Here is a 16,869-nt window from a genome sequence, read left to right on the forward strand (position 1 = left end):
GCTGGATGCTGAATCCCGTTCCAAATAAATAAGAGCTCTGAATCCTTTAACGGAATCAGGGCTCTTTTTTTGTTGAAAATCGGCCAAATAGCTAAAAAATTGGGAGCCAAAAGCCGATAACAACTGTACAGAACTTTTCTGCGGTCAGATCTCCTAACTGCAATTGCATCAAAGCTGACTAAAGAGGAAAAGGGAGGAAGATTTATTCAAAGGTAAGCCGCATAGTCGTCAGGCCATTTCTCATTCAAATACCCATGCTCGCCATATACATAAAGGAGGAACATTGTTTTGAAAAGATTACTATCATTAGCGCTAACGCTGGCACTGTTGATTACATTGTTGCCGCCGTTCGGAGCTTCACAAACGGTAACAGCTGCAACAGGAAGCTTCAGCTTTCCGACGGAAAAGGAATTATCTACGGAAGCAAGGGTGACAACCGATCCGCGTTTTACATTGAATGGATCAATCACTGGAGTAGATCCTACTTCGGTTTCCTACAGTATTGTTCAAGTTATTAATAACAAAGGCACTGCTGACCCTACAGATGACGATCTTGGCTCCAAACGTGAGAACATAACGAGCAATATTTACATTAGCGGATTTAATATTCAGGTATATAACGTAGAATTATTTCCTGGCTTGAACCGCATTACGTTCAGAGGTATTCAAGGCGGCGGCGAAGTAACAAGCTCGATCTATATTGAGTATCACAACGGGCCTGTATTTTACGATTTAGTTGCCCAATTAGACGGTAACAAATTTGCAATTGAAGAAGTTGGAACAACGGTTGTGCATTCAACGACTTCCGCTGGCAGACAATCCGCTGATATCAGTATTACTGGTTTCGCTCCAAATGCGCAGCAGGTAACGGTGGATGTGAACGGGAGCAGCAAAACCTATTCGGTTAACAGCTCCAACAACTATCAGTTTGCCGCTTCTCCAATTACGGTGAACAAAGGAAAAAACTTGGTTACTATTAAAGTGAAAAACGCGAATCAGACGGTTGAGACAACACGCGAGATCGCTTTCTATAACGGTCAAGTGACCTTTTTAGATGTGAATCTTAATGGTAAAAATGGTGCGGTTGATACGGCGGAGCCTTTAGAGTACAACCCAAATCTACTAGTAACGGATTTGAATTCAGCAAGTGTCACAGGTAGAATTATCGTGCCTAACTTTTTAAAGGACGATAACGGTGACGGTAAGCTTGATCCTCATCCAGATCCAACGAAGAGCATACCTATCGAATATACGATTACGCAAAATGGAGACAGTTCTTTTAAATTGACACAACCAGCAGGTGCTACTGCTACACCAGCACCATTAGGTACTTATAYGGGTCAGGAAGCATTCTTTATTTATAATTTCACTCGACCAATCGGTACGGATCATACGGGTAAGCTGGATTATAATAAGGTCTATAATATTCAATTAACAGCAAAAAACGCAAAAACAGAGTCGCTTGGCCAAAATGGCAGTGAAGGTACAGGGTTAATGAGTTTCTCGCTTCGAAACGGAGCGGCTCAGTTCATCGATAATATTAATTATTTAAATGGTTATAAAACAGGTACAGGTGAATCACTCACAGGTACTCCGCTTGAAGGAGCCAATATCTATAGTGTTCCTTTCGCGATGGAAGTATTGGTTGGTAATGCTGACGTAACGAAGACTGCTGATCTAGTTTCAGTTACAGGAATCAAAAATGTTTCCAATGCGGCTGCACCAAGCAGCTATAAATTCGACGATGTAAGCAATATCAAAAATGTATCGAGTGATTTGATCAATAAATTTGTAAATATTAATGGAAAAGTATATAAGCGTGAAATTCTTGTGTTTCACAAACTCCCGTTTGAAGGTACTCAAACGGTAACGCTTAATGTTGGCGGCGTTAACGGTGTTGGTGGTGTGACGAAAGATGTTAAGTTTACAATGCTCTTCGGACCTTATGTAAGCTATACAAGTGTTTTTGATAACATGACTGTATATGATGACACGAACAAGCTGCAATCTGAACGGATTACAGCGGCTATTTCAGGCGCTTTGAGTGACTTTAAAGGTATAATGAACAATATTAATAATACTTCTGAGGTTCGTTACACTTTTAAAGCAAATGAAGCTCAAACAGTATTTTTCTATGTGAATAACACGCCGATTCAGCTGCAGCAGCAAGCGGGCAAGCCTGTAACTAATTTTGAAATTGTTCCAGGCCAGAGGACAAATGCATTCAATGCGTTGTTTAGCGGCGAGAATGAGATTAAATTCGTATTCCAAGGAAGCAAGAACTCTTACGAGAAAAAGATCAAATTGTATTTGATTCCAACAAACCTGCCGGTTATACCAGTAGAAGGAACAAGTATCTATCCTTACAGCAGCAAATATACGGAACCAGTTCCGAATGATCCAAACTTCGTGAAGCGCGGCGCAATTTTCACGACTAACGAAGCGAACATGAATATTTTTGGTACATTCGATTTTATCGATCTTATAGCCACTGGCAGCACGAACACGGATATTTTGGCTAATATTCAAGCTAATATTAAATTGATGAAAGATAGTACAGAACTTACAGATCCAGATAAATACATTTTGAAGATTGAGAGCAGCTCACTTAAAACGCCAATTCGTTGGAATTTGAGCAATGAGTTAGTCATTATGAAGGGCGCAACAGTTCTAGGTAAAGTTAATGAGAGTACTACCAATAATATTGCTAACCTAGCTGTACGTTATGATATAGACACCAAGACGTTCTCGTTTGTATTAAACTCGCAGGCTCTAAATCCTGACGGCAGTTCGAGTGTGTATACTTTCACTGCATACAACAATGGAGAGACTGGTCCTAAAGCTTCTTATCGACTTGAAGTGGATCCAACCTCGCTTCCTTATACGATTTTGCGTCCGATTTTGCCAAACAAAGCGATCGTGAACCAAAATTTCATTGAGGTTATTATTGATGCTCCAGGTGCAAGCACGGTGACCATCAACAAGCAAGTTGCTGAGAAAATTGATTATGATTCGGACAATAATCCAGCAACTATTGAAGAGCTTTATAAAAACACCTATCGTGTCTATGTAAATAAGCTAAAAGTCGGTAAAAACAAAATTGACTTTATTATTTCAAGTGCAAATGATAAGGTGCAAAGCAGCATTGAGATAACGTATGCTCCAACGAATATTCCGGGCGCTCAATTCATGGAGCCAATGGATAGCAGTCACAAAATTTTTGATGGAGCGCTTTCGTTAAAATTCGAAAAAGGTACAACGTTGATCCGTACAGATTTTAACGTGCCTGCAAATCTAAAGAACCAAGTATTTAGTGGTCATAATTTATTGTTTGCAATTGCCAATCCTGAGGATGGGGTTGTTGATCGCCGTGAATTAGAAGCGTGGCCGCCGAATTTTAATATTATTATGGAAAGCTTCGGGACAAGATTCAGATTGTCTTACCCGACAAGGTTTACAAAGGCAAGCCCTGTTTACTGGATTGATGCAGGTTTGGCAGATGATCCTGCTACGGGTGCATACGATCCTTTGAAAATGGGTGTAGACCCTTATCAATTCCCGAACGCTAAAGGCACGGGCGGAACAAAGATTCCTACTTATGATGATCGCCCTGACAATCGCGAGTTGGTAACATCTAAGACGGGAACCTTGACCCTAGGATTTGATCCGAACATGAAGGACAGCATTGGAACGATTATCACCGTTTATCGTTACGATGTTAAAGCAAAGTATTGGGAAAATATTGGCGGTAAAGTAGATGTGAAGAAAAACACAATTACGGTTCCGTTCAGTAAATTTGGTTATTATGTAGTTGGTAAAATGGTTTATTCCTATACAGATATGACGTCTCATCCGTATGCTAGAAACTTCCTTGAAGCGATTTACGCCAAAGGAATTATGAATGCAGCAGGTTTTGATGATTTTGGTTCCAATATTTATATTTCTCGGGGTGAATTTGCAAGAATGATGGTTAAGGCGCTAGATATTCCGCTAAACTATGAGCTTAGCAAGCCGCATTTTGATGATGTACCGGCTATCGTTAATCCAGATGCATTATGGGATTATAGATATGTAGAGACAGCAGCGAGAGAAGGTATCATACGAGGCACGGGTCCACGTACGTTCCAGCCGAGCGCTGCTCTGACTAGGGAAGAGGCATCTGTTATTATTGCAAGAGCACTGGACATGAAACTAGCTACTGATTCCTCGAAGATCGATAAAGATCTTGAGAAAACATTTAAAGATGCTGGCAACGTCAATTTCTATGCGAAAAGTTCTGTGCTTGCTATTGCAAAGAAAAAATATATTCTCGGATCTCCTGTAGATCCAAGCAATCCAAAAGGTGGTTCAGTGTTTGAACCGCGTTCGAATTTGTTGCGCTCTGATGCTGCGATTATCGTAGCTCGAATTTTGGCGGATTTAGGTAAGCTTCCTAAGATCGGTTAAAAGTATAAGTTAGAAAAATCTGGTCGCAGGATTTTTTCTGCGGCCAGTTTTTTTACGGCATTAAAGCATTTGCCTCGAGAGAGAAACTTTATCCATGGAAAATGTTTAGCATCGACGAGCTCTATGAAAACAAGCTATACTAACAAAGCAGGGAGTAGATTACAGTTAGATGTACATAATTAAGAAAAAACGAAAAAAGAAAAAACTTTTAAAGTTTTTTTAAGAACATCGCAACTTTTCATTGTCACGTGCGTTTAAATACATGACGTTGTAACAAACACATGATTTGATGCGCGAGACCTACTCATGCTGGAAACAAATTGGAATGAATTCTCAACTTCCTCTTTACGGTACGACCTGCCCATTGTATAATGTTAAAGTGGTGCCGTGACTCTAGCAATGTTCTCGCATTTTTTACAAGTTTCTACGACATGATTTTACAAATGGGTTTATCATGATTGTAGACATCATTTATATCAAATCTGTGCTCAACTCTGGAAAGGGGGTGAATCGGCTATGAGGGAAAAGAGCAATTCACTATTTAAACAAAACTCTCAACAACCGCACGTATTTAGAGGAGGAGAAATAAAGGTTATGAAGAAAAAAATAGCAGCATTTGTGCTAGCTACAGCGCTAGTACTACCAATTTCCGTTCCAGCTTTTGCTGCAACACCATCTGATGTTGTTGGCAAACCGGTACAATCAGCAGTTGAAGAACTAACTGCACTAGGAATCATTGCAGGTTATGAAGATGGTACATTCAAACCAGACAACACAATTACTCGCGCTGAACTTGCGAAAGTAATCGTTATCGGTTCCGGTAACGAAGGTGCAGCTAAATTGATGCAAAATGTTAAACCTACGTTCAAAGATGTTAAAGCGAACGTTTGGTACACAGGCTACATCAACGCAGCTGCAACTAAAGGTTTCATCTTGGGTGACGCTGGTACTAAGAACTTCCGTCCAAGTGATGCAGTTAAGTTTGAAGAAGTTGTTGCCGTATTGGTTCGTTCCCTTGGTTACCAAGAGAAAAAACTATCAGGCGTATGGCCTTATAACTACCTTTTGAAAGCAGAAGACATTGGCTTGTTCAACAACGTTGATCTTAACGTTGGCGCTAAAGCAGTTCGTGGCGTTGTAGCACAAATGACTTCTAACACTCTTAACGCTAAACTAGTTTCGTACAATGTTGATGGTAACGAAGTACTTTCGAACAGCGCATTGATTTCGAAACTTGGTAACACATCTTCAGCTGAGCTTCTTGCAGCTTCTGTTGTTGACGGCAAAGTTAAACTTCGCTGGACTCAGAAAAACACTGCAGGCAACGACGAGTTGAAAACTGATACTATCGCTACAGCTTCTAACTTTATCGTTACTGGCGGTAAATCACTAGTTGATTTGCTTGGTCACAACGTAACAGTTGTTAAAAACAAAGACGGTAAAATTGTTGCAATCACTGATGCACAAGACACTGCTGCTACTTTGACTGGTACTTTGGAAGCTGACCAAGTTGCTGGTTCCGTAAAAATCAAAGTAGGTTCAGATGTTAAAACGAAAGCTACTGTTGCTAGCACAGTTTACTTCGTAAACGGTCAAGAAACAGCACTTTCAACTGCAAGCACAGGCGACACTGTAACATTGTACTTGGTTAACGATCAAGTTCGTGTTGCAACTGCTGAAAAATGGTCAATCAAAGATGCTCTTGTAACTTCGGTTGAAGAGAAAACTGCTTACCGTGATGCTCGTGTTAACACGAACCAAACTAGCGCATTCATCAATGATTCCACATCTGTAACTATTGACGGTAAAGTAGCTAAAGTTACTGACCTGAAAAAAGACGATGTAATCAGCGTTGTTTCCAAATCCGGTAACGTTGCTATCAAAGTTGTTGTAGTTCGCAACACGGCTACAGGCAAACTTGAATTTGTAGGTTCTTCAAATGGTACTGCTAAATACACTGTTGCTGGTAAAGTGTATGAAAAAACAGCTAATGCTGTAAATGGTGATATTGCTACATTGATCGCTACAAACGTTGGTAAAGAGTTTACTCTTCTACTTAATGCAGATGGCAAAATCGTTAAAGCGACTGCTCCAGAAGCAGCGGTTAACAAACCATTCGTAGTGGTTCTTGAAGCTAAACCAGCTCAACAACTTGAGAATGAAGAATTTATCCAAAAAACAAAAGTAACTTACTTCGACGTGAAAGCTAACAAAAACGAAGTGAAGTACACTGATTTTGCTCTTCTTGCAAAATTCCAAGCAGTTCAGGATCAATTGGTTGAGTTGGTATTCAATGATTCCAAGCTTACTGACGTTACTGCTAAAACAAATGTAAAAGATGCTGGTTACAATGTATCTAAAGTGTCTGCTACTGAAATCGTACTTGATACTCCTAGTGCTGCGAATCCAACAAAATACATCATCAATGCAAACACTGTTGTAATCGATGCTACTAAGCTTGGTGCAACTGATCTTGCTGATCGTAAATTGGTTGTTGGCACACTTGCACAAGTTACAAGAGCTGATAAAGTTTATGTAAATGCTAGCGGTGCAACTGCTAACTACATCATTTTGAAAACTGATACAGATGCAAATGCAGAAGCAGGTCCAGCAATCTACGGCTTGTTCGTATCAGCTGACAAACAATCTTCTGCTACTACTTCTACGTACACTGTTACATTGAACGTAAATAATCAAAATGTTACAACTGAAGTAATTGGCGCAGCGTTCAATAACCTGAATGACAATAACATTAATGGCGCTCTTAAAAACAAAATCGTTAAATTGGTTGATCTTGAAAACACAAGCAAACTATATGACACTGCAACTGTTGTAGGAACTGCACTTGAAACAATTACTATTGCTAACAGCCAAAATGACAACACATTTGGAAGCGACAATGGTAACTACATCCTTACTCCTAACACTGTTGTATACGTAATATCTACAGATGGTACTGTCTACACAGGTACCTACACAGATGTTAAGGATCAAAAGGGTACAATTGGCAGCTCGACATCAACAGCTTCTAGCGTGACTGTTGCTACTACTGGTAGCAAATATGACGGAGATTTCAATGAAGCTGCTGTAATCGTAATTAAAAGAAAATAGTAATCATGTTCGCATGATGAAAGAAGGCTGAGAGCTCGTCTCTCAGCCTTTTTTTTGTTCATACATCGTTCATATTAAAAGGTTATATTTTAATTAGGTATATTCATTTTACTTACGAAAGGAGAATATGAAGGAATTTATATTTAAGCGAAACTTATTGGTAAATGTTTGCGTCTAGATATGTATACCAAAAGATACGGAGTGAAATGAAAATGCAGAAGAGTTTTAAAAGAATGTCTATGATACTATCGTTCTTTCTTGCATTAGTGGTACTGGCAAGCGCAGTACCTGTATCAAAGCCAGTTGAGGCAGCAACGGCTTCCAATGTTTTTAAGAAGGTAAGTATTACAAAGTCATCATATATTCAATTAACAGATGCGAATTTAATTCCAAGTGCAACCGGTGCAACTGCTAGCTTTACTTTTACCATTTATAATGGCGACAGCAGCGCAATTAACTTGGTCGATTATTGGGCCCGATTAAAGACAACGGGAGGAACAAAATATACGTTGACTTTACTTGAAGCCGACAAAAAAAAGAAGGCTTTGCCCAAAACAACAACAACTTTAACTTACTATAGTGAAGTTGGATCAAAAGTTACATTGGATCAACTCGTTGTAAATATTATAAAATTTGATTTTAGCGTTTCTRGATATGAAAAAACGATTGGGCAGTATACTTTTCCAAAAGGATACTCTAACTTTGTTAAAGCGGGTGGCTATCAGGGTGTGCTAGTTAATAACTCTTTAGTCAACTTGCGCATTGATCAAATTAATATAACAAAGTCTGCAAAAAACTATAATGTTAATTTGACTTATGTAGCAAGAAATACAGGGAAATTCGGTGTACCATTACCGCAATATAACTATTATGCCCAAACGCCTAAAGGCTTATATAAGCTGGCTTTAAGAAATAAAACAGATGAAACACTGACATTAGAACCATCCGTACTTAATGCAGTTCAGTTGACGGGATCCATCCCTTTGTCTGTTGCGACAACTGGCTGGAAACTTATTGTTACTAATAATGTTGGCGTTGAAACTAATAAAGTTGAAATACCAGTTGTCGTGTTTGATATTCCATTCAAAGTAACTACAACAACGTCTACTTCGACCAAAACAACATTTACGAATGATGATGGTACATATGAAGTAGAATTAAATGCCGTACAGAGATTTCCTTGGAACAATGATGACAATGTCATTGCTGATTTAATTGTGAGAAACAATGGATCTGTGTATTTACCATTACCTGAATTATCAGGTTTGCTCCTTGTTGATGACAATATTAAGCTGAATGGCAAAGCGATTAAGAAAGTCGGCGACATTGGACTAGCCCCAGGCGCATCGACAACGATTAGTTATGTTGGATCGATTCCCTACAACTATTCATGGAAGAAGTTTAAACTGAAACTATCACAGAAAACGGGAGAAACGGTTACGGAAATTGGAGAGCTTACAAAATCAACGATCGTACCCGTTATGCAAGTAGATTTAGGTTCTGTATTTGTTCAGCAAAATAATGGGGCTCCGTATAATGCTCTTGTTACTGATGTTAAAACATATAGTGGAGACAAAGCGGATATGTTCGCCGTATTCGTTGAGTTGACAAATAAACAAAAAAGAATTGGATCGCTTCCGTTGCTAGCAGGATACTTTAAAACAACAGATGGCAATCTTTATGAGGCCAAATTCACGAAAGCAACAAACACGATTAAATCAGAAAGTAAAGATCAGCTCATCGTATGGACAGAATTACCGCAAAATGTAGATCGCTCAGGTATTCAACTTTTGATGGGTGAAGCATTTGACGATAATGGTTTATTGCAAGGTACTGCAACCGCAAAAGGATTCTTGAGAGCTGCACAATTTACTTTGCCAGAAGAGAAGTCAACTAGTAGCAGCTTTACGGGGTTGAAGGTTGGACCGTATACCGTGGATTTGAATTTCTTTAATGTATGGATGAACGGTACGAGAATGGATATCAAGGTTGGAGGTAATGTTCAAAAGGATGTTAATTTTGATGGATACACACAATCACAATTGGTATTTGAAATTGAGCATGAGGAAACAAAACAAGTTCTTATTTCACAAGTGATAGATCTTGAAGGAAAAGCTGAAAAAAGCGTGAAGTGGAAAGTTGGAGCGAATTACAGTGATCCTGATAAAGAAATGGGAGACACATTGCTTTGGGAGAACTATCAATTGAATATCTATGAGACTTTTAACGGCAATAGAAAAAAATTAGCAACAATGCCTATTTCATTCTCATCATCAATTAACTGGCTAGACGGAAAGCACTAAACTTATAAAAAAACTGGTTTCTCCTACTTAAATCTAGTATCTTTATAGGAGATGAGAGATAGAGAGGAGACTTCCAAAAGTGAAGAAAAAGGTAATACGCGGTTTAGTTGCAGTTGTTTTAGTAGGAGCAGGTGTGTGGGTCGGCGTAAACTTTGCATCACCGCTTGAAGCGGAATCAAATGCGCTGACTCCGGGCTCTGTAGAAGACCCTGTTGTCACTAAAAGCTATGTGGATGAACAACTCGCCAAGCTAAGCGGAGGCACTCCTGGAGGCGGTACGACGACGCCTGTCGCGGACACCGCGCTAGAAGTTGTCACAGTGCCAGCTGGCAAGACGCTAATGGCTGGCCAAGGCACAGAGGTCATTGTACGTGTAGGCAAGGCAATTGCTTACAGCTCTGACGCAAGCGGTATAGCTGACCTAACTGGCGGTACGGATTTAACTAAAGGGAAAGCTGTTCCAACCAACCATTTATTGCTTTTCCCACGTGAGGGCCGCGGCATATTGCCAGATCCTAATCAAAAGAACGGCTTGACGGTATTGGTTAAAGGGAAATACAGCTTGCAATAATATGGATGGATGTTCAACATTTTACCCGAAATGACAATAGATTATACGCTTCAAAGAAGATGAAAGGATGCACAATACAATTGTGTTCCTATATTCTTTGGAGGTGCCATTTATGAGTCGTTCGAATAAAGTAGTAGTACCAACAAGTAAAGCAGCATTAAATCAACTGAAATATGAAATTGCTGCAGAATTTGGTTTAACCTCAGGCGGTTATGCAAGCGAAGGAGCGGACACTGAGTTTGCTGGCGAACTAGGGGCATCCTCTGGAACCGGAGGCCACAGCGTACACTGGTCAGCATTATCTACGAGGCAAGCTGGTTCAGTGGGCGGAGAGATTACCAAAAGGCTGATAGCTCAAGCAGAATCAGTGCTTGGCGGTTATCAATAATTATTGGAAATTCCGGCGTCCATTGACACAAAGCGACATTTTCGGTATCATACTGTTTTAGAAGAGTTGTAAAACAACCTTTTCCTACGGGAAAAGGTTCATTTTTTGTGTAGAATGTCCGCACTTATTAATATTAAGGTTGTAGGAGGTTGATACGGATGTCGGTTAAAGGACGCCATTTGTTTACATCAGAATCAGTTACTGAAGGCCATCCGGATAAGATTTGTGATCAAATATCCGATGCTGTCTTAGATGCATTTCTAGAAGCAGATCCATACGCGCGTGTTGCTTGTGAGGTTTCTGTAGCGACAGGCCTTGTACTTGTTATTGGTGAAATTAGCAGCCGTGCTGATTTTATTGATATTTCTTCAATTGCACGCCGTACGATTAAAGAAATCGGTTATACTCGTGCCAAATACGGCTTTGACTCCAGCACATGTGCAGTATTGACTTCGCTCAATGAGCAGTCCGCTGACATTGCGCAAGGCGTTAACGCTGCGCTTGAAACTCGTGATGGTAAAGATATGAAGCAAGAAAACGAAGATATCGGTGCAGGCGACCAAGGTCTAATGTTTGGTTTTGCTACAAACGAAACACCTGAGCTTATGCCGCTTCCAATTGCGCTATCTCACCGTATCGCTCGCCGCTTGTCGGAAGTACGTAAAAACGAGACGCTTGCTTACCTTCGTCCAGATGGTAAAACGCAAGTTACAATTGAATATGCAGATGGTAAACCCGTTCGCGTAGATACTATTGTCGTTTCTACACAACATGCGGAAGAAATCACGCTTGAGCAAATCCAAAAAGATATTCTTGAGCATGTTATTAAGCCGGTGGTTCCAGTGGAATGGCTTGATGCTGATACAAAATACTTCATTAACCCAACTGGCCGCTTCGTAATTGGCGGACCTCAAGGTGACGCTGGTCTAACTGGCCGTAAAATTATCGTTGACACGTATGGCGGCTACGCTCGTCATGGCGGCGGCGCATTCTCCGGCAAGGATCCTACAAAAGTTGACCGGTCAGCAGCTTATGCTGCCCGTTATGTAGCTAAGAACATCGTAGCTGCAGGACTTGCAGACAAATGCGAAATCCAACTGGCTTACGCAATTGGTGTTGCTCAACCGGTATCAATTAACGTAGATACGTATGGAACAGGCAAAATTGGTGAAGATAAACTTGTTGATATCATCACTAGCAACTTTGACCTTCGTCCTGCAGGCATTATCAAAATGCTTGATCTACGTCGCCCAATTTACAGACAAACAGCTGCATACGGTCACTTCGGCCGTACAGACGTTGATCTTCCTTGGGAACGCGTTGACAAAGCGGAGAAGCTTAAAGCAGACGCTGGCGTTCAAAGCGGAGTTTAAGATTCGATATACAATATAAGAGCCTTTATAGGCTGAAAAAGCTGTCCACAAAGTAGTATGACTACTTCATGGACGGCTTTTTTGTTATTCATTCGGTACAAAAAAGTAGTTTAACCTAAATTTTTCATGCTTAGAAACCGACAAATAAGGTACGAGTGTAATTTTTTGAGGAGTGAATTGAAATGAATCGAACGAGCAAGCTATCTTCGTTTATCGCTGTTATGCTGTTGCTCCAATTAAGCTTGGCAGGCTGGTCATCGGCTCCGCAGCAAGCGGCGGCAGCGGCTTCCGGTCCCGTCGTACTTAGTTTGAGCCCAGCCGACGATCTAATTAACGTATCGATCTCCGCTGATTTAAAGATGACCTTTGATGAAAATGTAAGCAAAGGCTCTAGTTCAACGTCTATTAATATTTATGACTATGCAACAAGCAATTTGGTAGAGAGTATACCTCTATCGTCTAATCGAATTACTATTGATTCATCACAACGTGTMGTGACAATAGATCCGTCTAATCATTTTGCTTTAAACACGAATTATTACATATTGGTAGATGCCGGTGCTTTTGTTAATCAATCCAATGGTGTTGGTTATGCCGGTATAAAAAGTGCCAGCAGCTGGAATTTTCGTACCGTTGCTGAAGTTGATGTAACCAGGCCTTCTCATACGGGCTTGGCGCCAACTGTCGCTCCAATTGCGGTGACTACACCGATTACCATTTCATTTAATGAGCCTGTTTATGTTGCAAGTGGCAACATTCAAATTAGCTCGGTTGAGGACAGCCGTACTATTGCTGTTACATCCAATGCGGTAAGAGGCAGCGGGACGAACCTAATCGTCATTCAACCTCCTGCAGCGCTGCAGCCTAATACAACATACACCGTTACAATTCCAGATACTGCATTTCAAGATGCGGCGGGGAACCTATATTACGGCACATCATGGGTTTTTACAACGGATGCAGCACCGGTGAACGTAGCTGCACCATTTGTTCCGGCAGATAATGCTACTTCCGTACCAGTAAACTCAGAGCTGTTTATCACTTTTGATAAAGCTATACAAGCACGTGCGGACAAATATATTGAAATACGCAGAATTAGCAATAATACTACTTTTGAGCGTTTTAGTGCTCTTTCTTCGAGAATTACAGTAACCAAAAATCAAGTAAAAATAACGCCAAGCTCTAACTTTGAACCGAATACAGCTTATTATGTATTAATTGATGCTGGAGCCTTTACCCAGACAGATCCGAATGGATCTCAATGGTATCACGGTATTGCTGGAGCATCCGTTTGGAATTTTAGTACAGACCCAGGCTATGAAACCACTCCGCCTCTTGCAACAGAATTATTGCCGGTAGCGAATGGATCCATCACCAGCTTAAATTCTGTACTCAAAATTAATTTTAATGAACCGGTCTTCCCAAGCAGCGGAGTCATTGAAATAAGAGAGTCTGCAACAGGATCATTATTTCGTTCCATTCCTATTACTTCGGAACGCGTGACTGGCGGCGGTACCTATCAAATAACGATAGACCCCAATAAAGCGATAAACGGAGAGTCTGAGAAGGCTTTCGTAAACAATACGAAATACTATATAACGATTGGCAATCGCGCTATTCGTGATGCAGCAGGTAATCATTTTGCCGGAATATCCTCATCGACGTATTGGTCTTTTACGGTTTCTCAAGACACGGTAAGACCAACGCTTTCTTTATTGAACCCGCTTAACAATGCGGTTTCAGTAGGGCTAAATCAAGCCTTTACAGCGACGTTTAGCGAACCGATAAAAAAAGGGGCAACGGGTTCGATCCTATTTAACCCAATTGGGGACAAATCACTGCAGCCGATCCCAGCAAACTATTATGTAGATGGCAACAATAATAATATGTTAGTCATAGCGCCAACACAGCCTTTTACTGCAAAAACTTCTTATTATGTAACGATTGATGCGAGTGCAGTAACCGATTTGGCTGGCAATAGTTTTGCTGGAATATTAAATGAATATCAATGGACTTTTCAATCATTTGGTTCTGATACGACAGCTCCTACATTAAGCAAGCTCGAGTGGAGCGGATCAACGATTACAATGACCTATAATGAAGATCTGAATGTGCACGCGGTACCTTCTACAGGAAGTTTTTATGCGACAGTTAATGGGGCGCCTCGTTCTGTTGTCGGTGTTCAAGTTCGCGGAGAAACAGTCATTCTAACGTTAGCTAGCCCTATTGTAGCGGGACAAGTGGTGAAGCTCTCTTATTCCAAAGCAGCAGTTAGCCCAATTCAAGATACTTCAGGAAATGAAGCAATAAGTATTGCAAATCAGGACGTATCAGGTGCTAAGGATGTTTCTGCACCAACCATTGTAAGCGGGAATGCTTCGGGTACAGCGATTACTTTATCTTTTAACAAGGATATAGCGACTGTGAACAGCTACGCCTATTTGCAATTTACAGTTAACGCAGGCGGAGTGAATTACAGTACAACCTCGATCTCAAGCACAGGCGGCAATATTTTGTTAACGATTAATGGCTCGATACAAAATTACCAGAACGTCTATGTGACCTATGCTCCGGGCACGTATCCCATCCGTGATACGGTAGGCAATTATTTGGCAGCGTTTAATAACTACAGCCTCTATAGTACGCCAGACACAGGTACGCCTAATCTTCAGTCCATTAGCGTGAGCAGTAATATCGTTACGCTGAGCTATAATAAAAGTTTAAATCCACAAAGCGTTCCATCAGTGGGGCAATTTTATGTTTTGGTAGATAATATTGCACGCTCTGTTATTCAGGTTCGGATTTCTGGAAGTTCAGTTTTATTGACTCTTTCATCAGCTGTAACAGGGAGCCAGATTACGGCAGTTTCCTATTTGGCATCCGTAACGTTAATAACAGATCTTGCCGGCAATGCAGCACCTTCGTTTAACAATGTAACCACAGGTGGTGGAGGCAGCGGAGGGCAAAATGGCAACATTTATGGCGTCATTGCAAAAGGCTCTACGCTTACGATTAATTTTGCAGAATCATTAAATCCAAGCTACGTGCCGTCTACCGTTCAGTTTGCTGTTAACGCAAGTAATTCTGTTAAATCGATATCAAGGGTAGATGTTAGCGGATCGTCCGTTATACTAACGTTAACCTCTCCTTTTGCCATAGGAGAGACGGTTTCAGTAACTTACTATTCAACTGCGTCAGGACTTCGAACAAACAGCGGTTCAACGATCAATAGCTTTACGAACATAAACGCTGCGAACCAAACGACGATACTTGATGGGTTATCAGGTGACTTTGAAACGTCTGATGGCGGCGGCATCGGCTTGAAAACAACGGCAGCAACGACAATGTTCGACGTATCGCCTGCTGGTGTTCAAGCCAACCGATATACCTTATCGAATGAAAAGCTCCTTACAGCTTTCCAGACGGCACGCTCTGCTGGCTTAACAAGTCCGCGTGTAGCCTTTAAAGTGCCAGCATCAGAGAGAGCTGCTATTGTAGCTGTTCCAATCAATGCGCTTGACGCTGCGTATCGCTTGAATTCGAACTCGATATTTGCTGTTCAATATGGAGATGTTACGTATGAGCTGCAATTAAATGCAGCAGATTATATGAAAATCAATACGTTACTAAACGGTAATAGCGCGACTGGTCAATTAATCATTCGGATTGACCAAGGGTTATCAACGCTAACTGGTAGTATCAGTACAAAAATTAATAGCTCAAATACGAGCTTGCTTGCAGGTCCTTATCATTTTGATATTAATGCTGTGAGTGGGTCGATTCAAAAGCCATTCAATGATTTTAACGGTTATGTTTCAAGAACAATCCAGACGTATCAAAATGCAGATTTTAAAAACACTGCCGTAGTATGGTTCGATCCAACAACCGGAGGGCTCTCCTATGTTCCGACCGAGCTTACGACAAGCGGCGGGAAGACGACAGCAACTTTTAAAAGAAAAGGAAACAGCGCTTATGCGCTTGTTAGCAATTCATCCAGCTTCTCCGATCTATCGAAGCATTGGGCAGCTTCTGCTATCCATATCATGTCGCGCAAATTTATCGTGGAAGGGCGCTCGGCAACGAAGTTTGAACCAGAGAAGGCAATTACACGCGGTGAGTTTGCGACCTATATCGCTAAAGGGCTTGGCCTCAGCAGCGACAGGAGTGCAGCAGCTAAGTTCAAGGATGTAAATGCAAACACAGCGATGGGGGCGTATATTGGAGCCGCCTCAGCGGCTGGTATCGTCGCTGGCAATACGGACGGCACCTTCAAGCCAAACAACCCGATTACACGTCAGGAAATGGCCGTTATGATGATTAGAGCAGCGAAGGTGGCTGGTCTAACGGTGCAGCTGCCAGAATCGGCCGCATCTTATCTCAAGAAGTATACGGATCGAGGCAAGGTTGGCGCTTGGGCGCAGACAGACATGGCGAAATCAGTGTACATTGGTGTGATTAGCGGTAAAACAGCAACAACATTGAGCCCGCAAACCAATGCAACTCGCGCAGAAGGAACGGTTATGCTTCTTCGTTTACTGCAGAAGGTGAAATTCCTTTCGTCATAATAAATGAACCAAAGCAGAGCAGCTCGCCCAAACGGCGAGCTGCTCTTTTTATGTCATTCATTTCCACGATGTACATAGCTGATATCTATCACCCTATAGAAAGCGATAGCAG

7 protein-coding genes are annotated in these 16,869 nt (G+C 41.2%); all 7 read left to right on the forward strand.

Features of this window, described 5'->3' with window-relative positions:
- Positions 1-288 precede the first annotated feature (288 nt).
- The 7 genes from AB4Z17_RS06085 to AB4Z17_RS06115 all read left to right on the forward strand — a co-directional run bounded on the left by AB4Z17_RS06085 (position 289) and on the right by AB4Z17_RS06115 (position 16,757).
- Positions 289-4,446: an S-layer homology domain-containing protein gene (locus tag AB4Z17_RS06085; RefSeq protein WP_441958764.1), complete on the forward strand. Its 4,158-nt coding sequence runs from the start codon at positions 289-291 to the stop codon at positions 4,444-4,446.
- A 516-nt stretch (positions 4,447-4,962) separates the two neighbouring features.
- Positions 4,963-7,557: an S-layer homology domain-containing protein gene (locus tag AB4Z17_RS06090; RefSeq protein ID WP_441958766.1), complete on the forward strand. Its 2,595-nt coding sequence runs from the start codon at positions 4,963-4,965 to the stop codon at positions 7,555-7,557.
- A gap of 206 nt (positions 7,558-7,763) precedes the next feature.
- A complete protein-coding gene (locus AB4Z17_RS06095; protein ID WP_441958768.1) occupies positions 7,764-9,860 on the forward strand; it encodes a hypothetical protein in 2,097 nt (698 codons plus the stop codon).
- A gap of 79 nt (positions 9,861-9,939) precedes the next feature.
- The gene (locus AB4Z17_RS06100) at positions 9,940-10,431 is read left to right on the forward strand and encodes a hypothetical protein (RefSeq protein WP_339205374.1); all 492 of its coding nucleotides are present in this window, start codon (positions 9,940-9,942) and stop codon (positions 10,429-10,431) included.
- A gap of 112 nt (positions 10,432-10,543) precedes the next feature.
- On the forward strand, positions 10,544-10,819 hold the full coding sequence (locus tag AB4Z17_RS06105) for a small, acid-soluble spore protein, alpha/beta type (protein ID WP_441958770.1): 276 nt from the start codon (positions 10,544-10,546) through the stop codon (positions 10,817-10,819).
- 158 nt (positions 10,820-10,977) lie between these two features.
- Positions 10,978-12,192 carry a methionine adenosyltransferase gene (gene metK / locus AB4Z17_RS06110; protein ID WP_430056938.1) on the forward strand — a complete coding sequence of 405 codons (1,215 nt, stop codon included), beginning with the start codon at positions 10,978-10,980 and terminating at the stop codon, positions 12,190-12,192.
- 182 nt (positions 12,193-12,374) lie between these two features.
- Positions 12,375-16,757 carry an Ig-like domain-containing protein gene (locus tag AB4Z17_RS06115; RefSeq protein ID WP_441958772.1) on the forward strand — a complete coding sequence of 1,461 codons (4,383 nt, stop codon included), beginning with the start codon at positions 12,375-12,377 and terminating at the stop codon, positions 16,755-16,757.
- The last annotated feature ends 112 nt before the right edge of the window (positions 16,758-16,869 follow it).

The organism is Paenibacillus sp. TAF43_2, from assembly GCF_052113545.1.
In the GTDB taxonomy this organism is placed as follows: Bacteria; Bacillota; Bacilli; order Paenibacillales; family Paenibacillaceae; genus Pristimantibacillus.

Bases quoted from the DNA above. Each gene is read 5' to 3' on its own strand.
- AB4Z17_RS06090 (WP_441958766.1), top strand. From the start codon at position 4,963: ATGAGGGAAAAGAGCAATTCACTATTTAAACAAAACTCTCAACAACCG.
- AB4Z17_RS06105 (WP_441958770.1), top strand. From the start codon at position 10,544: ATGAGTCGTTCGAATAAAGTAGTAGTACCAACAAGTAAAGCAGCATTA.
- metK (WP_430056938.1), top strand. From the start codon at position 10,978: ATGTCGGTTAAAGGACGCCATTTGTTTACATCAGAATCAGTTACTGAA.